The organism is Chryseomicrobium sp. FSL W7-1435 (genome assembly GCF_038595005.1).
GTDB lineage: Bacteria > Bacillota > Bacilli > Bacillales_A > Planococcaceae > Chryseomicrobium.
The window spans coordinates 1935279-1957028 of sequence record NZ_CP151997.1; the positions used below are offsets into that span (position 1 = coordinate 1935279).

Consider the following 21750-nt stretch of genomic DNA (forward strand, 5'->3'; position numbering starts at 1 on the left):
GCAAAAGTTATCTACCATTCGTATGCCAATCATACCATATCTGTCTGCTGTAAGCAAATTGTAGCTAAAATAAAGACAATTGGTTTGCATCCGGCATTCCTTCTAAACAACCAAGTGAATCTAAGTAATCAACAATCGTGCGGGAAACCTTCCCACGTTGTTGTAAATCCTCTTTTGATAAGAACTCTCCTGTTTCACGAGCACGCACTATTTGAAGTGCTACATTCGTTCCTAATCCAGGGACAGAATTGAAAGGTGGAATTAACGTATCTCCCTCAATAACAAATTCCATTGCCTGAGATTTATATAAATCGACTTTTTGCATGCGAATTCCACGCTCTGACATTTCGAGTGCTATTTCAAGGACTGTCAGCAAACTCTTTTCTTTTGGACTAGCTTCTAATCCTTTAGCATTGATTTCTTGCAATCTTGCACGAATTGTTTGAGAACCGTTGACCATTGCTTGGAGGTCAAAATCGGAAGCTCTCACCGTAAAGTATGCTGCATAATAAAGAATCGGGAAATGAACTTTAAAATAAGCAATTCGAACAGCCATCAAAACATATGCCGAAGCATGTGCTTTCGGGAACATATATTTTATTTTTTTACAGGAGGCAATGTACCAAGCTGGAACATTGTTCTTCTTCATTTCCTCTTCAAATTCTGGCGACAGTCCTTTTCCTTTTCGGACGGACTCCATGATTTTAAATGCTAGCGAAGGTTCTAGACCTTGATAGATCAAGTAAACCATAATATCATCACGACAACCGATTACATCACTTAACTGACAAGTGCCTGCTTGAATTAACTCTTGCGCATTTCCAAGCCATACGTCCGTTCCATGCGACAAGCCAGAGATCTGCACGAGTTCAGAGAATGTAGAAGGTTTTGTTTCCTCTAACATTTGGCGAACAAATCGAGTACCAAATTCCGGAATCCCAAGTGTGCCTGTTTTACAGTCAATCTGCTCTTTTGTGACTCCTAGTGACTCCGTGCCACTAAAGATTTTCATAACTTCTGGGTCGTCAGTCGGTATAGTCTTGGGATCAATCCCAGATAAATCTTGTAACATCCGGATAACCGTTGGATCATCGTGACCAAGAATATCTAATTTCAATAAATTATCATGGATAGAATGGAAATCAAAGTGCGTCGTTTTCCAACTCGAATCTTGAGCATCTGCAGGGAATTGAATTGGAGAGAAATCATAAATATCCATATAATCTGGCACGACTATGATACCGCCTGGGTGTTGTCCAGTGGAGCGTTTTACTCCTGTACACCCCTTAACTAAGCGATCCACTTCTGCACCACGCATCAGTAAATTATGGTCCGATGCATACCCCTTCACGTAGCCATAGGCTGTCTTTTCCGCGACTGTACCAATTGTACCCGCACGGAATACATTGTCTTCTCCGAACAATTCTTTTGTGTAGTTATGGGCGATCGGTTGATATTCGCCACTAAAGTTCAAGTCAATATCTGGCACTTTATCGCCTTTAAAACCTAAGAAAGTTTCAAAAGGAATGTCTTGCCCGTCTTTTCGATAGAGAATTTTGCAATCAGGGCATTCTTTGTCCTCTAAATCATAGCCAGAACCCACTGAGCCGTCCTGGAAAAACTCTGATTTCTTACACTCAGGACAAACGTAGTGAGGCGGTAAAGGATTAACTTCGGTAATATCCGTAAGCGTAGCTACTAATGAAGAACCAACAGAGCCACGAGATCCTACAAGATAGCCGTCATCTAAAGACTTCTTAACAAGTTTGTGCGAGATTAGGTAGATTACACCAAATCCATGACCAATGATGGACGTTAATTCTTTTTCAATACGAGCAGAAACGATTTCAGGAAGCTCGTCTCCATAAAGTTCTTTTGCTCTTGAATACGTCAGTTCTTTAATTTCATCATCCGCACCTTCAATCTTAGGTGCAAATAAATCATCTTTGATTGGTTTTACGTCGCCTATGCGATCAGCAATGGCTTGGCTATTTTCCACAACTAGTTGATGCGCCACTTCAGGTCCTAGAAAATCAAACGCTTTTAACATCTCATCTGTCGTGCGGAAGTGCACTTTTGGCAATTCATGTCGGTTTAGTGGATTGGCACCACCCATACCACTGACCAAAATTTTACGATACACCGCGTCATTTTCAGTCAAGTAGTGAACATTTCCGGTAGCTACAACTGGTTTGTTGACACGCTTTCCTACTTTAACTAGTTTACGAATGATGTCTTCCAAGTTCCACTCATCGCGAACGAGTTCAAGCTCAATCAAATGTTGGTAGACCTCTTTAGGATGAACCTCTAGATAGTCATAAAATTTAGCAATTTGCTCGACTTGTTCAAGTGGTTTTTGCATTAATGCTTCAAATACTTCCCCTTTGTCACAGCCAGACCCAATCAATAACCCTTTACGGTATTTTTGCAAGGTCGAGCGTGTGATTCGAGGTACTCGGTAAAAAGTTTGAATGTGGGAGATAGAAACCAAGTGGAACAGGTTTTTTAACCCTTCATCATTGACTGCAAGAATTGTGCAGTGTGATGGCCGTCCACGTTTATAGGCATCCCCTTCGCCTACATAATCATTTAATTGATTATGATTCGTAATTCCTTTTTGTTCCGCTTCTTTTAAGAGGTGCAAAAGCAAATAGCCCGTGGCCTCACAGTCATAAATTGCACGGTGAGCTTGCGTAAGTTCTATGTTGAATTTTTTAGCTAATGAGCCTAAGCGGTGATTCTTCATCTCGGGGTGTAAAAAGCGAGCAAGCTCGAGCGTATCAATTACCGGATGATCAAACGTCTCGATTCCACTTTGACGATATGCCTCATATAGGAAACCCATATCAAATGAAGCATTATGGGCGACGACGATCCCTGTCCCTATGAATGAATGAAATTCTTTAACTACTTGACTAAGTTCTGGTGCATCTCGAACCATGTCATCTGTAATCCCTGTAAGCTCAATCGTAGTAGCTGAAAGTGTTTGATGAGGGTTTACAAATCGCTCGAATTTATCAATGATGGCACCATCACGAATTTTGACAGCCGCAAGTTCGATAATTTTATCGTAAGTTGCAGATAATCCCGTCGTTTCTACATCAAAGACAACGAAGTCCGCATCACTTAGAGATTGATCGATTTCGTCATAAACAATTGGTACACCATCGTGAACAAGACTTGCTTCAAGTCCATAAATAATTTTAATGCCATTTTCTTTTCCAGCTGCATAAGCGTCTGGAAATGCTTGTACATTCCCATGATCGGTAATCGCAATTGCCTTATGGCCCCATTTTGCGGCTTGTTTTACGAATTCACCCACTGGAGTTACGGCGTCCATCGCACTCATTGGCGAATGCAGATGAAGTTCTACCCGTTTTTTCCCTTCAGGTGCCAAGTCTTGCTTGACCTCTGGGCGAATCTCCATCATATCTTGCGCCATCATGATCAGGTCGCGAACGAACGTATCATTTTGAACTGAGCCACGTGTACGAATCCACATACCTTTTTTCAAACGTTCCATCATTTGTACGTCTTCTTTATCACGTGAGAACATTTTAACTAAAATGGAATCGGTGTAGTCTGTGATTTTTGCTGTCAATAAAGAGCGTCCACTGCGTAGCTCTTTAATTTCTACATCGAAAACAAATCCTTCAATCGTAATGCGGCGCTCTTCATCTTGAATGCGACGAATTTCTGCCACGACTTCATCCTGTTTGATCTGTACACCAAGTTGGAAAGGACCAGATTGCGAAGCGTTGCTATCAGTAGCTGAGTGCTCACGATTCATTTGATCTTCAAGTGCTTTGCGACTCAACGCTTCTTCTTCAGCTTGCTTTTGTTCGTGGAATTGTCTTTGTAGTTCAGCAAGTTGTTCCGGATTGTCATCCAGTACACAATCAAATCGCACAGAGTGAATACCAAGTTTTTGATAGGCTATGGCTAATGTAGGAAAATACTTAGTTTGCAGGGTTCTTAACTCAAGTTCTTGGGCACACTTTACTCGAACAAGCTGTCCCTCTACTTGAGGAACCTGTGAAGCTAAGAGTTCTTTTAAAGGTGGACTCATTTCATAAAAAGAGTCTACAACATCTAACCAATAGGCTGGAATCACCTCAGATAAATCGTAAGGACCTGTCAATTTTATTTCTAAATCAATAATGGCTATGCCCTTAAACCGCTCCGTTAATCGGTTTTTAAATTCCGAAAAAATAGGTCCTGGGAGTGCCACACTACCAGTTAATTGAAAACACCAAAGCCGATCTTTTTTATGTACTGTGAGTTTTTCAAGCTCATAGCTCTCAAAGGCTTGTAAATAGACGTCCTCTTCAAGCTCAAGTTGTTGAAGCAACAAGAGCATCTTCATTTTGTTAGTTTGCATGAAAATCCCCCCTTACCGTAAAAATAAAGGAAAGTTCAGCATGTGAACTTTCCTTCAGTCATCATTAAAAGAAAAATCGTTGTATATCGTTCCATGTCACGACAATCATCAATACCATGAGTAGCATGATGCCTACGAAATGCACCATTCCTTCTCGCTGCTTGTCTACTGGGCGACCTCGCAAGGCTTCAAAACCGAAGAATAATAATCGTCCACCGTCAAGTGCTGGTAGAGGTAATAGATTCATGATTCCTAAATTGATGCTCAGAACAGCTGTCCAGTTCATCAAGTTGAAGATACCAAATTTAGCAACTTCTTCAGTTGCTTTATAGATACCTACAGGTCCCGATAAATCATCAATGCTAAACTGACCGGTGATCAAATTTCCTAATAACTGGAATATCAACACGGTCCATTCATAAGTTTGCGTAGCTCCATAGACGACAGATCCCACGATTGATTTTTCAAGTGGGCTTTGAACACCAATTTGTCCTATCGTTTGTTCACCATTTTCAACGGCTTCAGGAGTAATTTCTAATGCCAGAGCCTCTCCATCACGAGTAACATCAAATGTTAATGGCGTTTCAGGATTTTCTTGAATCACAAGCGCTAGATCTCTCCAACTGTCCACTTGTTGGCCTTCAATAGCTGTTACTTCATCACCTTGCATCAAACCTGCTTCAGCAGCGGGAGAATTATCCACGATAGCACTAATTAAAGGCTCGTCTGTTGGAATGCCTCGGAATATAGCCAGCACAGTAAAAACTAGGAATGCCAAGATGAAATTGAATAAAGGACCTGCAACGATAGCTAGTGAACGTTGTCCCACTGTTTTGGAGTGGAATTGACGGTCATAAGGAGCTATTAGCGACAAACGACCTGATTCATTTACTTTAGCATCTCGTGAAATTGGATAACGAACGAGGTTTTCTGATTCGTCATAGCCCTCTATAAACATTTCTTTCATTAAGTCAGCGCGCTCAATTTCAATGTAGTGCATATCAGGCAAATAATTTTTTTGATTCATTACAAGCATGTCGACTTCATTTTTATCATTCAGTCGAACTCCTACACGATAGCCTGCTTGTAGTTCTACAGCGTCTAAATCTTCTCCAGCCATTCGCACATAACCACCGATTGGCAGCATACGAATTGTATAGATTGTTTCACCTTTTGTATAGCCAAGCAGTTTAGGTCCCATTCCTATAGCAAATTCTCGGACCATAATCCCTGCTCGCTTAGCAAAAATAAAATGTCCTAGTTCATGAAAAAATACAATAGAACCAAATATAAGTATAAACGCAATTGCAGTCTCCAAGTTACCCCACCTTCATTTTTAACAATACGATTAGTTTACCATTTTTTCAACGAATCTTCTTGTTTCAGCATCTACGGAGAGGATTGTTTCAAGCGTAGGTTTGCTTAGCACGGAGTGTTGATCCAGTGCTTTCTCGATAGCCAAATCAATATCTAAAAATGAGATTTTTTCTTGAAGGAATAGTCCAACGGCCGCTTCATTAGCAGCATTTAAAACCGTTGTAGCCGTCCCTCCTGCTTTCCCAGCCTCAATCGCTAAATGCAGTGCTTTGTATCTTGTCAAATCCATTTCTTGAAAATGTAATTTGCCAATTTCAACTAGATTTAGAATTTTTGCTTGAGGTAATGGCAATCGATCCGGATACGTAAGAGCATATTGGATGGGAACACGCATATCAGGTGTACCCAGTTGTGCCATGACGCTAGTATCTACGAACTCTATCATCGAGTGAATGATACTTTCACGGTGTAAAACTACCTCAATGTCTTCATAAGGCATATTAAATAGTACGTGAGCTTCGATGACCTCTAACCCTTTGTTCATCATTGTGGCAGAGTCGATCGTAATTTTACTTCCCATTGACCAATTCGGATGATTTAAAGCATCCTGAACTGTAACTCCTTGCAATTCATCACGTGTTTTATCACGGAAACTGCCACCTGATGCAGTAATAATTAGCTTCTTTATTTGCTTTGGATTTTCTCCATTTAAAGCTTGAAAGAGAGCAGAGTGTTCACTATCTACAGGTAAAATAGTGACCTTGTGTTTAGCGGCTGCCTCCATAACCAGATGACCTGCTGTTACTAACGTCTCTTTGTTGGCGATAGCAATGGTTAGTCCTTTTTCGATAGCCTTCAATGTTGGTTGAAGGCCCACACTCCCTAACACTGCATTGACGAGTAACTCTGCACCAGATTCTGAAGCGACGGCCATTAAGCCTTCATCTCCCCAAACTACAGTTGTGCCGGGAAGAGTTGCTTGCAATTCTTTTACATCCTTTTCATTTGCAACAGATACCATTGGTACATCAAATTCCTGCGCAATTTTTTTAGCTTGTTCAACTTGTTGACCAACTGAAAATGCCATTAATTTAAATTGTTCTGGGTGTGTACGCAATACATCGAGCGTTTGTTGTCCGATGGATCCCGTTGCTCCTAATAAGCTAATCTTTTTCATCTGAGAACTCCTCACTAAGCTATGTGCAACTCTTTAAGTAAAATGTAAGAAATGTAGCAATGGAATAACAAATAATAAAGAATCAAATCGATCTAAAATTCCACCATGTCCTGGTAACAGTGTTCCAGAATCTTTCACGTGATAATGACGTTTGATGGCTGATTCAGCTAAATCACCGAATTGCCCAATGATGGATGCCGCTACAGTTACAAAAATAAGTTGATAAATGGAATCTGCAAAAGGAAACAGCACATTTAATACAATCGCAAACACGATAGCAGCAGCAACTCCACCATAAAAACCTTCTACTGTCTTGTTTGGTGAAATTTCTGGCCACAGTTTTTTCTTGCCGAACCGTCGACCTGTAAAATAGGCCCCTGAATCTGTTGTCCATACAATAAGCAATGCAAAGACTACATAAATCAGACCGTCCATTCGTGTTTCAATCAAATAATAAAAACCAATACCGATATACATCATGCCGAAGAAAACGAACGCAGCATCATCATATGTAAATGTATTTTTAACAAGCACTGCATAAAGAAGCAACATGAATACCAGGACAAAGACTAGTGTCATTTTATCGTGACCCGTCCACCCAATTAACGTTTCTTCAAAACGAGTAGGCAACAGCAATACATAAAGGTTGACCAGTGCCAGGAAACCTGGAATAGACTTTAAACGAATTTGCTTCATTCGGAGAATTTCATATAAAGCAATAGTAGCAAGTAAGTAAATAGCTAAAGTGAATGGAATTCCTCCCACCCATACGATTGGAACAAATAACGCTAGTGCTATAAGCGCTGTAATTATACGTTCTTTCATTTCGTTGGTTCCTCCAATCCACCATATCTGCGACTTCTTGTTTGATAGACTTGAATTGCTTCACGCAAGCAATTTTCATCGAAGTCTGGCCATAGAACATCCGTGAACCAAAATTCAGTGTACGCTAATTGCCAAAGCATAAAGTTACTAAGGCGGACTTCTCCACTCGTACGAATTAACAGGTCAGGTTCAATCAAATCTCTAGTCATCAGATGTTCCGTAATGCACTGTTCTGTAATGTCAGACGGAGACAATTTCCCATCATTTACAGCTTGTGTAATTGCTTTAACGGCATGCAAGATTTCTGCGCGGCTTCCATAATTCAAAGCGAAATTCAAGATCAGTCCTGTATTCTCACGTGTACTGTCCACAGCCTTTTGAACAGCGCGTTGTGTATGCTCTGGTAATGAAGCAAAATCACCCATCGTTTGCACTCTAACATTTTGCTCTATAAGTTCTGGTAAGTACGTGCCCAAAAATTCTTCGGGTAAACGCATTAAAAATTCGACCTCTTTTTTAGGTCGAGACCAATTTTCTGTAGAAAATGCATAGAGCGTCAATACTTTCACACCAAGATCATTCGCATAGCGGGTAATCTTACGCACTGTCTTCATGCCTTCATGATGTCCAGCAATCCTTGGTAATGCTCGCTTAGTCGCCCACCGACCATTTCCATCCATAATAATGGCTATATGGCTCGGCACAGTACCTGTAACCGCAAGCTCCCCATCTTCCAGTTGACTTTGCTTTTGTGTAAAAAGCTTTTTAAACATGAATTAGTTCCTCCAGACGCTCGTATCAAAACATATATATCCTATCATACCAAATTTCATACAGCATTGAATTGTATTTTTTTACTTTCATCTTAAGAACGCTTTTAATGAGAGGAAGTTTCGTCAATCTAAGCGTGTGTGCCAATTCCAAATTTTCTTACTCATTAAAAACGTCCTCAAGCTACTTGCTCTTGAGGACGACCGGAATTAAATTTCCATAATTTCATTTTCTTTATCTTTTGCAAGATCATCAATCTTTGAAATGTAAGTATCTGTTAGCTTTTGAACATCTTCTTGGAAACCACGAAGATCATCTTCTGTGATTTCTCCGTTCTTTTCAAGTTTTTTAAGATCTTCATTTCCGTCACGACGAACATTTCGAATATTGACTTTGGCTTCTTCAGCCTCTTTTTTCACTTGTTTCGCAAGATCTTTGCGTCGTTCCTCAGTAAGTGCTGGAACTGCCAAGCGAATAACTGAACCGTCATTTGTTGGTGAGATGCCGATGTCAGATTTCATAATAGCTTTTTCAATATCACTAAGTACCGTTTTATCATATGGTTGAATGACGAGAAGACGTGCTTCTGGCGTCGAAATACCAGCCACTTGATTGATAGGTGTTGATGAACCGTAGTAATCTACTGTAATTTTATCAAGTAGAGACGCACTGGCACGACCCGCACGAATCGATGCGATCTCACGTGAAAATACTTGAACAGATTTCTCCATCTTGTCTTTTGTTTGAGCAATTACTTGTTTCGTCATTGTGCATTCCTCCTAACGACAGTCCCAATTGTCTCACCGAGTGCCGCCTTTTTAATATTACCTTTTTCCATAATTGAGAATACAATAAGATCGATATCGTTGTCCATACATAGAGTAGATGCTGTAGAATCCATAACTTGTAGCCCGTTTTGAATAACCTCAAGGAATGAGAGATTTTCATATTTCACTGCTGTAGGATCTAATTTCGGATCTGCTGAGTAAACACCATCCACATTATTTTTGGCCATCAAGATAACGTCTGCTTCAATTTCAGCTGCTCGTAACGCAGCAGTTGTATCTGTTGAGAAGTACGGGTTGCCTGTACCAGCTGCAAAAATAACAACACGTCCTTTTTCTAAATGACGAATCGCTTTACGACGAATATAAGGCTCTGCTACTTGGCGCATCTCAATTGATGTTTGGACACGTGATTCGACTCCCTGTTTCTCAAGAGCATCTTGAAGTGCCAGTGAGTTCATCACAGTAGCTAGCATTCCCATATAGTCTGCCGTAGCTCGGTCCATTCCCATCTCACTACCAACCTTGCCACGCCAAATATTGCCGCCGCCCACGACTACAGCTACCTCGATATCTAAATCTACTACCTCTTTCACTTGCTCAGCAACAGATTTAATAATCGCTGGCGATAGACCGAAACCTTGCTCTCCTGCAAGCGCTTCTCCGCTCAGCTTTAATACGATTCGTTTATATTGTGGTGTCGTCATTTATATCCTCCCAGATTTTGTCTTGAAAAATAGGGAACACAATGGTGTGTTCCCCTAAAAGCCTATTATTAAATTAGTTACCTTTAACTTGGCTCATTACTTCTTCAGCAAAGTTATCTTCACGTTTTTCGATTCCTTCACCAACAGCGTAACGAGTGAATGATACTAACTCTCCACCTGTTGCTTTTACGAAATCACGTACTTTTTGATCTGGGTTTTTAACGAATGATTGATCAAGTACACAAACATCTTCAAAGTACTTGCCAAGGCGACCTTCTACCATTTTAGCTACAATGTTTTCTGGTTTGCCTTCGTTTAAAGCTTGCTCCGTTAATACTTTGCGCTCGCGCTCTACTTCATCTTCAGAAACTTCATCACGAGAGATGTATTGTGGGTTAAGAGCAGCAATGTGCATTGCTACGTCTTTTGCAGCTGCTTCATCAGTTGTACCTTCAAGAAGAGCTAGAACACCAATGCGTCCGCCCATGTGCAGGTAAGGACCAAATGCGTCTGCATCTGTTTTTGTTTTAATATCAAAACGACGAAGAGTAATTTTTTCACCAATTTTAGCTACAGCGTTTGAGATGTAGTTATCAACTGTTAAGCCATTGTCCATAGTTGAAGCGTTAGCTTCTTCTACAGTAGCAGGCTCAGTTGCTAATAAGTGAGCAGATAAGTCTTTAACAACTTTTTGGAAGTTTTCGTTTTTTGCAACGAAATCTGTCTCTGCATTTACTTCAACTAGAACTGCTTTGTTTCCTTGTACTTCGATTGCTGTAATACCTTCAGCAGCAATACGATCTGCTTTTTTAGCAGCAGAAGATAGGCCTTTTTCACGTAAGAAATCAATAGCTGCGTCGATATCGCCATTAGTTTCTACTAGTGCTTTTTTACAATCCATCATACCTGCGCCTGTTTTTTCACGTAATTCTTTAACCATTTGAGCTGTAACTGCCATGTTATGTTCCTCCTATACCGTTTGTGTTCTTAAAAAAAGGTGATAAGTGGGTTGGCCGCTTATCACCTGTTTGTTTAAAAATTACTCAGCTGCTACTTCTTCAGTAGATTCTGAAAGATCTTCACCTTGTTTTGCTTCAAGTAAAGCGTCTGCCATTTTACCAGTAAGAAGTTTTACAGCACGGATTGCATCGTCGTTTGCAGGGATTACATAGTCGATTTCATCTGGATCACAGTTAGTATCAACGATACCAACGATCGGGATGTGCAACTTGATTGCTTCTGCAACCGCAATGCGCTCTTTGCGTGGGTCTACAACAAACATAACGTCTGGTAGAGATTTCATATCACGTACTCCGCCTAAGAACTTCACTAAGCGTTCGTGTTGTTTTTTAAGTTGTACAACTTCTTTTTTAGGAAGTACAGCAAAAGTACCGTCTTCTTCCATTTTCTCAATTTGCTTCATACGAGCAACACGTTTTTGGATTGTACCGAAGTTTGTTAACGTACCACCTAACCAGCGTTGGTTGATGTAGTAGTTTCCAGAACGTTCTGCTTCGTCCTTGATTGCTTCTTGTGCTTGCTTTTTCGTACCAACGAATAAGACTTTACCGCCTTCTTCGCCAACTTGACGCATGTAAGCATAAGCTTCTTCTAATTTTTTCACCGTTTTTTGAAGATCGATGATGTAGATCCCGTTACGCTCAACGAAGATATATTTCTTCATTTTTGGGTTCCAACGGCGAGTTTGGTGACCAAAGTGTACACCAGCCTCAAGTAGTTGTTTCATAGAGATAACTGACATGATATTTCCTCCTATTGGTTTAAACTTCCGCTATTCTTCCTGTGATCAAACGACCCGTAGGCACCTGCTTAACCATCAGAATAGCGTGTATAATCATACCGTCTTATAATGTACCATACATTGGACAGCTTGACAACAGAAAAATCTGTTTTGTGTATAAGATAGTATTTCTCTATAATCAGCTGCATCTTACAAAGCTTGCTTTTAAGTTCAAATTAAGAACGAAAAGGATTGGACCAAGAACTTCTTCTAATCCAGGTGCATCTTACGAAGCTTGTTTTCAAGTTCAGATTAAGAACGAAAAGGATTAGACCAAGAACTTCTTCTAATCCAGGTGCATCTTACGAAGCTTGTTTTCAAGTTCAGATTAAGAACGAAAAGGATTGGACCAAGAACTTCTTCTAATTCAGGTGCATCTTACGAAGCTTGTTTTCAAGTTCAGATTAAGAACGAAAAGGACTGGGCCCGCTCTAGTCGAGCGGGCCCAGCGCGAATCTTCTTAGTTCGAGCTTACACAAGTTTCTCCAGTTGCATCCGGCTAGTTGAAGTGCTTTTTTGTAGGAAGTGGTGGCTTGCAACGTCTTCGTTTCGGCTCTGCCTCTACTGGAGTAACAACTTTCACATCTTGCGCGAGTTTAAAAGTTAGAGAATCGCTGCGCTAACGCGAGGCTCGATTAAGGTTGTAAACTTTCACCGTGTTGGTCAGCGAGATTGCTGAACATTACTTTTTAAGTACAAATTCTTAATTACTTTAAGCCCTTACTAGTAAGATCTTGACCATTTAAAATATTTTAGTATCGGGGAATGTTCATCACACTCGTTTTCTCGCTCTTGAATTATTTAATCGATCATCAGAATGGATTAATCGCTCATCAGAATCGTTTTTTCCTTCATCACCAGCAAATAATCACTCATCACGGATTTACCCGATCATCAGAATGGATTAATCGCTCATCAGAATCGTTTTTTCCTTCATCACCAGCAAATAATCGCTCATCACAGATTCAATGCCACTACCTGAATCGATTTGAAATCCCGGAAGCCAGGTTACCATTTCCCAGGCCAACTGAGTTTTACCGAGACCCGGCAACGCAGCCGAAAGTGGCCTTCTTTCGGCTGACGTGGGGAGGCTCGCAGAAACTCACCTAGGAAATGGTGTTCTGGCTGGAGAGATTTCAAATTTCACTTAAATTGGTCTAGTAAACTTCTCCTGAAGGTTTTTAGTAAGACCTTAAACATTTTTTACTTTAAGCCCTTCCTAGTAAGATCTTTGTGAATCTATGTGCTCCAGTCACAGAAAGTGCTCATAATGTAGCTTTTACCTCTCATCACAGATTCAATGCCACTACCTGAATCGATTTGAAATCCCGGAAGCCAGGTTACCATTTCCCAGGCCAACTGAGTTTTACCGAGACCCGGCAATGCAGCCGAAAGCGTCCTTCTTTCGGCTGACGTGGGGAGGCTCGAAGAAACTCCCCTAGGAAATGGTGTTCTGGCTGGAGAGATTTCAAATTTCACTTAAATTGGTCTAGTAAACTTCTCCTGAAGGTTTTTAGTAAGACCTTAAACATTTTTTACTTTAAGCCCTTCCTAGTAAGATCTTTGTGCATCTATGTGCTCCAGTCACAGAAAGTGCTCATAATGTAGCTTTTACCTCTCATCACAGATTCAATGCCACTACCTGAATCAATTTGAAATCCCGGAAGCCAGGTTACCATTTCCCAGGCCAACTGAGTTTTACCGAGACCCGGCAACGCAGCCGAAAGTGGCCTTCTTTCGGCTGACGTGGGGAGGCTCGCAGAAACTCACCTAGGAAATGGTGTTCTGGCTGGAGGGATTTCAGATTTCACTTAGATCGATTTAGTAAACTCCAATAAAAAAAGCACTTTCTCCTGTGACAGAGAAAATGCTCCTTCGATTATAACTTCATGTTCTCAAGTTCTTCTAAGAACTTGTTGTTTAGTACTTTGATATAAGTACCTTTCATACCAAGTGAACGTGATTCAATAACACCAGCAGATTCTAATTTACGTAGTGCGTTTACGATTACAGAACGAGTAATACCTACGCGGTCTGCAATTTTAGAAGCTACTAGTAAACCTTCATTGCCGTTTAACTCTTCGAAAATGTGCTCAATAGCTTCTAATTCACTGTAAGAAAGTGAATTGATCGCCATTTGAACGACTGCTTTGCTACGTGCTTCGATTTCAATTTCTTCTGATTTTTCACGAAGAATTTCCATACCAACTACTGTAGCACCATACTCAGCTAAGATTAGATCATCATCACCGAAAGCATCATTGATACGAGCTAAAATTAAAGTTCCTAGACGCTCACTACCACCGTTAATTGGCACGATTGTTGTTAAGCCCTCTTTGAATAGATCTTTATTCTCGACTGGGAAAGCAGTAAATTCACTTTCTACGTCTAAGTTTGAAGATGTTTCTGTTACTTTAAATAGACCTTTTGTGTAGACCTCTGGGAATTGACGATCTTCTAACATACGAATCATACGATCGTTGTCGATTTTTTGGTTGATATCGTACCCTAGAAGTTTCCCTTTACGGCTTACGATAAATACATTACACTCAATTACTTGTGACAAAGATTCTGCCATTTCTTTAAAATTCACTTGCTGCCCTGCAGACGCTTGGAGCATGGAATTAATTTTACGTGTTTTCTCTAATAGATTCATTATGAACCTCCATCTTTAAATTTTTTCTATTTATAAAATATTCTAAAGCTTTTTAATTGTTTTTAAAACAAAAAAGTTTCATTTATAAGATAAATTGTGACAAATCTTTGTTTTTTACGATATTTTTGAGCTTACTGTCCACAAATGCGGGTGTAATGTCCACATGGGCAGGAGATATGTCAGATGCTTCATAAGAAAGATCCTCCATCACCTTCTCCAATAATGTGTGCAGTCTACGCGCCCCAATATTATCGGTCTCCTGATTGACTTCAAATGCTAGTTCTCCAATTCGCTCAATAGCTTCATCCGTAAAGACTACTTCTATATCTTCCGTTGCTAGTAAAGCCACGTACTGTTGAATCAAAGAATGATTAGGCTCTTTTAAAATACGTACGAAATCATCTTTCGATAATTTTTCGAGTTCCACACGGATTGGAAAACGTCCTTGTAGCTCGGGAATTAAATCAGACGGTTTGGCCATATGGAAAGCTCCAGCAGCAATGAATAAAATATAATCCGTTTTGACTGCCCCGTATTTCGTTGAAATAGTGGATCCCTCTACGATTGGTAAGATATCTCGTTGCACACCTTCTCGAGAAACATCTGCTCCATTTCCAGATTTTGCAGCAATTTTATCAAATTCATCAATGAAGATAATTCCGTCTTGCTCGGCTTTTTCAATAGCGGCTTGATTGACTTCATCTGTATCTAACAGTTTGGCGGCTTCTTCAAGAATTAACACGCGTCTTGCATCTTTTACCTTCATTTTGCGTTTCTTTTTCTTCTTCGGCATTAGATTTGAAAGCATATCCTGCATCTGAGCACCTTGACCTTGGTCTCCACCTGGCATCATATCAAATAATGAAGGTGTTGCTTCTGTGACTTGAATCGTTACTTCTTCCTCTTCTAGTAAACCAGCTTTTAATTTATCCGCAATTTCACTTCTTTTTAATCGGATCGAAGAATCCTCTTCTTCATCTTGGTCTGGACGGCCCCCAAGAAGCGCTTCAAATGGATTCGTTGGATTGGTTTTCTTTTTTAAAGAAGGGACCAAGTGTTTGATTAATTGCTCTTCTGCCAAACGTTCTGCTTGAGGTCTCACTTGCTCTGTCTTTTCTTCTTTCACTATTCGAATAGACGCCTCAACCAGATCACGCACCATGGACTCAACATCTCTACCCACATAGCCGACCTCTGTAAACTTAGTGGCCTCAACTTTGATGAACGGTGCGTTTGTTAATTTAGCGATACGACGGGCAATTTCAGTTTTCCCTACACCAGTCGGTCCAATCATCAACATATTTTTAGGTACTACTTCTTGTTGCAGTTCTTCGCTCAATAATTTTCGACGGTACCGATTGCGTAGCGCAATAGCAATCGCTTTTTTCGCCTCATCTTGACCGATAATATAGCGGTCTAAATACGCTTTTGTTTGTTTAGGAGTTGTCTCTTTGGTCATGGTCGATCTCCTCCAGAATAATGTTATGGTTTGTAAAGACACAAATATCAGCTGCGGTATCTAGTGCTGCATGCGCAATTTCTTTTGCCGTGAGTTGTTCGCCACTGAACTTCTTCAAAGCACGTCCTGCAGCAAGAGCATAATTTCCGCCAGAACCGATTGCTAAAATTCCATCATCTGGCTCGATGACTTCTCCAGTTCCTGATACGAGTAACAAAGTATCTTTGTTCATCACAAGTAGCATGGCTTCTAACTGACGCAGCATTTTATCGCCCCGCCATTCTTTTGCAAGCTCGACTGCTGCACGTTGTAGATTGCCATTGTACATTTCTAACTTCGCTTCAAACTTTTCAAATAGCGTAAATGCATCAGCAACTGAGCCAGCGAAGCCCGCAACCACTTGGTTGTTAAATAAACGGCGTACCTTTTTAGCAGTGTGCTTCATCACCACTTGATTCCCTAGAGTGACTTGACCATCGCCTGACATGGCAGATTGCCCCTTGTGTTGAATCGCAAAGATAGTAGTAGCGTGTATAGCCATAATTGTCTCCTCCTATGCACGTGGGTGTGCATTTTTATATGTGGAAAGTAAATGATCTTTCGTTACATGTGTATAAATCTGCGTGGAGCTCAGACTGCTGTGACCTAGTAATTCTTGGACCGTACGCATGTCTGCCCCATTATTCAAAAGATGCGTAGCAAACGTATGCCGAATCATATGTGGGTAAATGGATTTTGTTAAGGTGCTTTTTTTGACGATTTCTTGAAGAATATAACGCACACCCATATCGGTTAAAGGTTCTCCACGATTATTGACAAACAGCGTCGCGTGTTGCGCGTTCTTCATTAACCGAGGACGTGCTGTCTCTAAATAAGTTTCAAGTGCACTTACTGCAAAGCTCCCAACCGGTACATAACGCTCTTTACGTCCTTTCCCCATGACACGGACTATTCCGTAAGGTAGATCGATCGCTTGCGTGTCTAAAGCTGTCAATTCACTTACACGCATGCCGGTTGCATAGAGCAGTTCAAGAAGTGCTTGATTCCGAATGGCTAAGGGAGTCTCACCTTGGACTGCCTCAAATAAAGCTTGTAGTTCCTCTTCGTAAAAAAACTGCGGCAATTTCTTCTGCTGTTTTGGATGGAAGAGTGCTTGAAAGGCATCTGAATTTACAGAACGTTCTTTTGATAAGAACATGTAAAATGTTCGAATGGCTGATATTTTTCGTGATATAGTTGTTCTCGCTAATTTGGCGTTATAGAGTTTTGTGACATATAGCCGAGCGTGTAAATACTCCACTTCTTCGAATGACGCGATTGATTCCTCTGTGAGGAAAGCTATAAACTGAACTAAGTCTGTCTCGTACTCTTTTACAGTATGAGGTGAATAGTTTTTATCGAGTTGAATAAATTCTAGAAAATCATGCAGTTCTTGCTTTCCCATCTGCCATCCTCCTCCACGTAAAAACCCCTAAGATTATACCAATCTGTAGGGGTCAACTGCAATTAAAGTGAATTACTCTTCACAAAATTTTGAATTGTTGTTAATGCTCGATTAGCAAATTTCTCTGCTTTGACTTTTTTATCGCGGATGCGTCCAGGTAAGTTAGGGAACAATCCGAAATTGATATTCATTGGTTGAAAATTCTTAGGATCTGCTTCCGTAATGTAGCGAGCCATACTTCCAAGCGCTGTCTCGGCCGGTAAAACAAATGGCTCTTCACCGTTCACAAGACGTGCTGCATTAATACCTGCTAACAGACCACTACCTGCAGATTCTACATACCCTTCAACACCTGTCATTTGACCGGCAAAGAAAATTTGATGGTTTGCTTTCAATTGATACGTAGGTTCTAAGACTGTTGGTGAGTTGATAAAGGTATTGCGGTGCATCACACCATATCGAACAATCTCAACATTCTCTAAACCAGGGACTAGTTGAAGAACTTCTTTTTGAGGTCCCCATTTAAGGTGCGTTTGGAAACCAACAATGTTGTACAATGTTCCCGCTGCGTCATCTTGTCTTAATTGAACGACCGCATACGGAATTTTCCCTGTCTTAGGATCTTCGAGACCTACAGGTTTCATTGGTCCAAACAACAAAGTTTTGCGACCACGTGCAGCCATTACTTCAAACGGCATACACCCTTCAAAGTAAATCTCTTTTTCAAATTCCTTCAAAGGTACAACTTCTGCTGCAATCAACGCCTCATAGAAACGGTCAAATTCTTCTTCTGTCATCGGACAGTTTAAGTAAGCTGCCTCACCTTTGTCATAACGAGATTTTAAATAAACTTTGTCCATATCGATGCTATCTTTTTCCACGATTGGTGCCGCTGCATCGTAGAAGTAGAGATAATCTTGACCCGTCAATTCTTTCACTTTCTCTGCTAACGCAGGTGACGTCAATGGGCCAGTAGCAATGATTGTGATGCCCTCAGGAATATCTGTTACTTCACCTGGTACGATTTCAATGTTTGGATGATTTCGAATCACATCTGTCACTCTTCCAGCGAAGTCATGACGATCAACAGCCAGCGCTCCTCCAGCAGGAACAGCGCTATTATCTGCAGATTTAATAATTAACGAATCTAAAATACGCATCTCTTCTTTGATGACACCAACTGCATTTGTTAAATTGTTTGCGCGCAGAGAATTCGAGCAGACTAGCTCTGCAAATTTATCCGTATGATGTGCAGGTGTTTGTTTAACAGGTCGCATTTCATATAGTTTTACTTGAATACCGCGTTTTGCTAATTGCCAAGCTGCTTCGCTTCCTGCTAAGCCAGCTCCAATTACATTTACAATTTGACTCATGAACGAATTGCCCTCTTTCTAGCTTTGTACTTCTTCTTTATAGTCACAAGAAACACATTGGATCTGTATTCCTTTTTTCAATTTCTTCTCGACTAACAGTTCCTCACACTTAGGACACGGTCGATTGATTGGTTTATCCCATGAAACGAAATCGCATTCTGGGAACTGGTCACAGCCATAGAAAATACGCTTCGTTTTACTTTTCCGTTCTAAAAGCTGGCCTTTTTGACACGTAGGACATGGAACACCAATCTCTTTTACAATGGCCTTTGTGTTTCGGCATTCTGGAAAATTGCTGCAAGCCATGAACTTTCCGTAACGGCCAAGCTTATAAACCATTGCAGAACCACATTTTTCGCAATCCTCACCAGTTGGTTCATCTTTGATTTCGATTTTCTCCATCTCTTCATCAGCATGTTTCACATGCTTTTCAAAGTTACCGTAGAAGCGATCAATCAAGTTGATCCATTCAATCTGTCCTTCTTCGATTAAATCTAAATCTTTTTCCATTTGCGCAGTAAACTCGATATTAATAATATCTGGGAAGAACTCAATCATTAGCTCATGCACGATTGTGCCCAATTCTGTTGGTACAAAACGCTTCGTTTCAAGCGTTACATAGCCACGCTTTTGAATGGTATCTAGAGTTGGTGCGTAGGTTGATGGACGGCCTATACCCAACTCTTCTAACGTCTTCACAAGACGGGCCTCTGTATAGCGTGGTGGTGGCTGAGTGAAATGCTGTTTTGGATCAATTGAAGATGCCTTCACTTTTTCGCCTTCCACTAAATCAGGCAATAATTTATCTTTGTCATCAATTTGATCATCTGAACCTTCTACATAGACTTTCATGAATCCTGCAAACTTTACCTGTGAGCCATTTGCACGGAACATGACATCTTGATTGGTCAGGTCAACCGCTACCGTATCTAAAACTGCAGGGGACATCTGACTTGCAATAAAGCGTTCCCAAATAAGTTTGTAGAGGCGAAGCTGGTCTCGCGTTAGCAATGCCTTCACATCGTCTGGAGTACGCAGGGCACTCGTTGGACGAATCGCTTCATGGGCATCTTGTGTTTTTTTAGATGATTTTACAGCTTGAGCAGTTGATAAAAAATCGTTTCCGTATTTTTCATTGATGTAACCTGCTGCCTCATTTTTTGCTGTATCTGAAATTCGTGTAGAATCTGTTCGCATATATGTGATCAGACCGACAGTTCCTTGTTTCTTCCCTAAATCGATACCCTCATAGAGCTGCTGGGCGAGCATCATTGTTTTGCGTGCGCGGAAATTTAACTTCCGAGCAGCTTCTTGTTGTAAAGAAGAGGTTGTAAATGCAGGAGATGGGTTGCGTTTACGTTCTTTTTTGACTACTTTATCGACAGTAAACTGTTTCCCCTTCATGGACTTCAAAACTGCATCTACTTCTTCTTTTGAAGTTAGTTTTTTCTTTTCACTGCGATTTCCATAATACATCGCTTCAAAAACACTTTTCCCTTTTTCAAAAGCGCCTTCGATCGACCAGTACTCTTCCGGAACAAACGCATTAATTTCGTTCTCACGATCGATGATTAATCGTAATGCTACCGATTGAACACGACCTGCTGATAGTCCTTTTTTTACTTTCTTCCATAGTATTGGGCTAATGTTATACCCTACTAGGCGGTCAAGCACTCGGCGAGCTTGCTGAGCATCCACTAAATCACGATTTAATGGGCGTGGATGTTTAAATGATTCAATGACTGCGTCTTTAGTAATCTCATTGAAGACAACGCGACAATTTGAATCCGCATCGATGGATAGAGCATTCGCTAAGTGCCAAGCAATTGCTTCTCCTTCTCTGTCGGGGTCAGCCGCGAGATAAACTTTCTTAGCTTTTTTGGCGGCGGTTTTTAATTCCTGCAGGACAGGCCCTTTTCCGCGTATAGTAATATATTTTGGTTGATAATTATTATCTACATCTACTCCCATTTGGCTACGTGGTAAATCAATAACGTGACCAACAGAAGCTTTTACTTTATATTTTTTCCCCAAATACTTTTCAATCGTCTTTGCTTTTGCTGGGGACTCTACGATTACTAAATAATCTGACATAATTGGCCTCCTTTAAATAGAAGGTAATCCGCTTCACGATAAAAACAAATACCTGTTGCAAAATGTATAACAGTTTTCCACTGATTGCAAGGTTTTTCATTTATCCTGTTGTGAAGAGAGTACAAATGAGTCTGTAAAATCAGCTGAAGAATGTAGCAAAATTGCACCTTGTTGAATCAAACTATGAGGTCCTTCACTAAGCACTGAATCTATTTTTCCAGGGAATGTGTAAACTTCTTTTCCCAGGTCCAGTGCAAAATCAACAGTCGACATAGTCCCGCTCTTTTTTTCGGCTTGGGTAATAATGACAGCCTGTGAAAGTCCGCTAATCAGGCGGTTTCGCGCAATGAATTGGTGCGGCGCAGGCATTGTTTGTGGCGGATATTCAGTGATCACAAGATGTTTAGTAACCATCTCTTCAAATAATTTGTGATTAGTTTTAGGATAAATTTGATGGAATCCAGACCCCAGTATGGCGATGGTCGGCGTCTCATGGGCTATTGCAGCTTGATGTGCCATAGTGTCTGCTCCAATTGCCATACCGCTGCAAACTGTTTTCGTGTGCAATTTTATAAATGGCATGATGGAGTTGATGCAGTGCTCAGAATAATGGGTCGACTTTCGTGAACCAATTATCGCTACAATGGCAGATTTTAATAGACTTGGGTTCCCTCTAATGTATAAAACCGCAGGTGGATCATGAAGATTTTTGAGTTGTTCTGGGTAGTCGGTGTCGAAAATAGTGATTAGTGTGATGGAGTGCTTGGTGTAGAAAGCTTCAAAAGGAAATGTCTGAGCTTTTGTCCATTGCTCTTGCACAATTTGGGGAATGGGAGTAGTCAAAGTTGAATGGTGTTGCAGAGTGTCGAAGATCGGTTTAAGTCTATTCCATGGCCAGGGGATTAAGCTGTGCAGGGCAATTAGTCGCTGTTTGTCGTTCATAGATCACCTCTTTACAAT

At 40.7% G+C, this 21750-nt stretch carries 16 protein-coding genes; all 16 read right to left on the reverse strand.

Going from position 1 to position 21750, the window contains the following annotated elements; genetic code table 11:
- Positions 1 to 64: 64 nt before the first annotated feature.
- Entirely contained in the window at positions 65 to 4381 is a 4317-nt protein-coding gene (locus MKY84_RS09820; protein WP_342525824.1) for a PolC-type DNA polymerase III, read from the reverse strand.
- A gap of 64 nt (positions 4382 to 4445) precedes the next feature.
- On the reverse strand, positions 4446 to 5699 hold the full coding sequence (gene rseP, locus MKY84_RS09825; protein WP_342525825.1) for an RIP metalloprotease RseP: 1254 nt from the start codon (positions 5697 to 5699) through the stop codon (positions 4446 to 4448).
- 30 nt (positions 5700 to 5729) lie between these two features.
- Positions 5730 to 6875: a 1-deoxy-D-xylulose-5-phosphate reductoisomerase gene (gene dxr, locus MKY84_RS09830; RefSeq protein ID WP_342525826.1), complete on the reverse strand. Its 1146-nt coding sequence runs from the start codon at positions 6873 to 6875 to the stop codon at positions 5730 to 5732.
- 33 nt (positions 6876 to 6908) lie between these two features.
- Positions 6909 to 7700: a phosphatidate cytidylyltransferase gene (locus MKY84_RS09835; protein ID WP_342525827.1), complete on the reverse strand. Its 792-nt coding sequence runs from the start codon at positions 7698 to 7700 to the stop codon at positions 6909 to 6911.
- The gene (locus MKY84_RS09840) at positions 7697 to 8473 is read right to left on the reverse strand and encodes an isoprenyl transferase (RefSeq protein ID WP_342525828.1); all 777 of its coding nucleotides are present in this window, start codon (positions 8471 to 8473) and stop codon (positions 7697 to 7699) included. Before MKY84_RS09840 ends, MKY84_RS09835 begins: the two co-directional genes overlap by 4 nt.
- Positions 8474 to 8680: 207 nt before the next feature.
- Entirely contained in the window at positions 8681 to 9238 is a 558-nt protein-coding gene (gene frr, locus MKY84_RS09845; protein WP_342525829.1) for a ribosome recycling factor, read from the reverse strand.
- A complete protein-coding gene (pyrH, locus tag MKY84_RS09850) occupies positions 9235 to 9963 on the reverse strand; it encodes a UMP kinase (RefSeq protein WP_342525830.1) in 729 nt (242 codons plus the stop codon). Before pyrH ends, frr begins: the two co-directional genes overlap by 4 nt.
- A gap of 73 nt (positions 9964 to 10036) precedes the next feature.
- Positions 10037 to 10921 carry a translation elongation factor Ts gene (tsf, locus tag MKY84_RS09855; protein WP_342525831.1) on the reverse strand — a complete coding sequence of 295 codons (885 nt, stop codon included), beginning with the start codon at positions 10919 to 10921 and terminating at the stop codon, positions 10037 to 10039.
- Between the two features lie 81 nt (positions 10922 to 11002).
- Positions 11003 to 11725, reverse strand: a complete 723-nt coding sequence (rpsB, locus tag MKY84_RS09860; RefSeq protein ID WP_342525832.1) for a 30S ribosomal protein S2 — start codon at positions 11723 to 11725, stop codon at positions 11003 to 11005.
- Between the two features lie 1918 nt (positions 11726 to 13643).
- Positions 13644 to 14420: a GTP-sensing pleiotropic transcriptional regulator CodY gene (gene codY / locus MKY84_RS09865; RefSeq protein ID WP_342525833.1), complete on the reverse strand. Its 777-nt coding sequence runs from the start codon at positions 14418 to 14420 to the stop codon at positions 13644 to 13646.
- An 82-nt stretch (positions 14421 to 14502) separates the two neighbouring features.
- On the reverse strand, positions 14503 to 15879 hold the full coding sequence (gene hslU / locus MKY84_RS09870) for an ATP-dependent protease ATPase subunit HslU (RefSeq protein WP_342525834.1): 1377 nt from the start codon (positions 15877 to 15879) through the stop codon (positions 14503 to 14505).
- The gene (gene hslV, locus MKY84_RS09875; protein WP_342528882.1) at positions 15857 to 16423 is read right to left on the reverse strand and encodes an ATP-dependent protease subunit HslV; all 567 of its coding nucleotides are present in this window, start codon (positions 16421 to 16423) and stop codon (positions 15857 to 15859) included. Before hslV ends, hslU begins: the two co-directional genes overlap by 23 nt.
- A 9-nt stretch (positions 16424 to 16432) precedes the next feature.
- The gene (gene xerC / locus MKY84_RS09880) at positions 16433 to 17323 is read right to left on the reverse strand and encodes a tyrosine recombinase XerC (RefSeq protein WP_342525835.1); all 891 of its coding nucleotides are present in this window, start codon (positions 17321 to 17323) and stop codon (positions 16433 to 16435) included.
- Between the two features lie 62 nt (positions 17324 to 17385).
- The gene (gene trmFO / locus MKY84_RS09885) at positions 17386 to 18696 is read right to left on the reverse strand and encodes an FADH(2)-oxidizing methylenetetrahydrofolate--tRNA-(uracil(54)-C(5))-methyltransferase TrmFO (protein ID WP_342525836.1); all 1311 of its coding nucleotides are present in this window, start codon (positions 18694 to 18696) and stop codon (positions 17386 to 17388) included.
- An 18-nt stretch (positions 18697 to 18714) separates the two neighbouring features.
- Positions 18715 to 20790, reverse strand: a complete 2076-nt coding sequence (gene topA / locus MKY84_RS09890; RefSeq protein WP_342525837.1) for a type I DNA topoisomerase — start codon at positions 20788 to 20790, stop codon at positions 18715 to 18717.
- Between the two features lie 96 nt (positions 20791 to 20886).
- Complete coding sequence (gene dprA / locus MKY84_RS09895) at positions 20887 to 21732, reverse strand: DNA-processing protein DprA (protein WP_342525838.1); 846 nt, start codon at positions 21730 to 21732, stop codon at positions 20887 to 20889.
- Positions 21733 to 21750 lie beyond the last annotated feature (18 nt).

Coding starts and splice junctions, on each gene's coding strand:
- MKY84_RS09820 (WP_342525824.1), bottom strand. CDS start 4,381: ATGCAAACTAACAAAATGAAGATGCTCTTGTTGCTTCAACAACTTGAG.
- dxr (WP_342525826.1), bottom strand. CDS start 6,875: ATGAAAAAGATTAGCTTATTAGGAGCAACGGGATCCATCGGACAACAA.
- MKY84_RS09835 (WP_342525827.1), bottom strand. CDS start 7,700: ATGAAAGAACGTATAATTACAGCGCTTATAGCACTAGCGTTATTTGTT.
- MKY84_RS09840 (WP_342525828.1), bottom strand. CDS start 8,473: ATGTTTAAAAAGCTTTTTACACAAAAGCAAAGTCAACTGGAAGATGGG.
- frr (WP_342525829.1), bottom strand. CDS start 9,238: ATGACGAAACAAGTAATTGCTCAAACAAAAGACAAGATGGAGAAATCT.
- pyrH (WP_342525830.1), bottom strand. CDS start 9,963: ATGACGACACCACAATATAAACGAATCGTATTAAAGCTGAGCGGAGAA.
- tsf (WP_342525831.1), bottom strand. CDS start 10,921: ATGGCAGTTACAGCTCAAATGGTTAAAGAATTACGTGAAAAAACAGGC.
- rpsB (WP_342525832.1), bottom strand. CDS start 11,725: ATGTCAGTTATCTCTATGAAACAACTACTTGAGGCTGGTGTACACTTT.
- codY (WP_342525833.1), bottom strand. CDS start 14,420: ATGAATCTATTAGAGAAAACACGTAAAATTAATTCCATGCTCCAAGCG.
- hslU (WP_342525834.1), bottom strand. CDS start 15,879: ATGACCAAAGAGACAACTCCTAAACAAACAAAAGCGTATTTAGACCGC.
- xerC (WP_342525835.1), bottom strand. CDS start 17,323: ATGGGAAAGCAAGAACTGCATGATTTTCTAGAATTTATTCAACTCGAT.
- trmFO (WP_342525836.1), bottom strand. CDS start 18,696: ATGAGTCAAATTGTAAATGTAATTGGAGCTGGCTTAGCAGGAAGCGAA.
- topA (WP_342525837.1), bottom strand. CDS start 20,790: ATGTCAGATTATTTAGTAATCGTAGAGTCCCCAGCAAAAGCAAAGACG.
- dprA (WP_342525838.1), bottom strand. CDS start 21,732: ATGAACGACAAACAGCGACTAATTGCCCTGCACAGCTTAATCCCCTGG.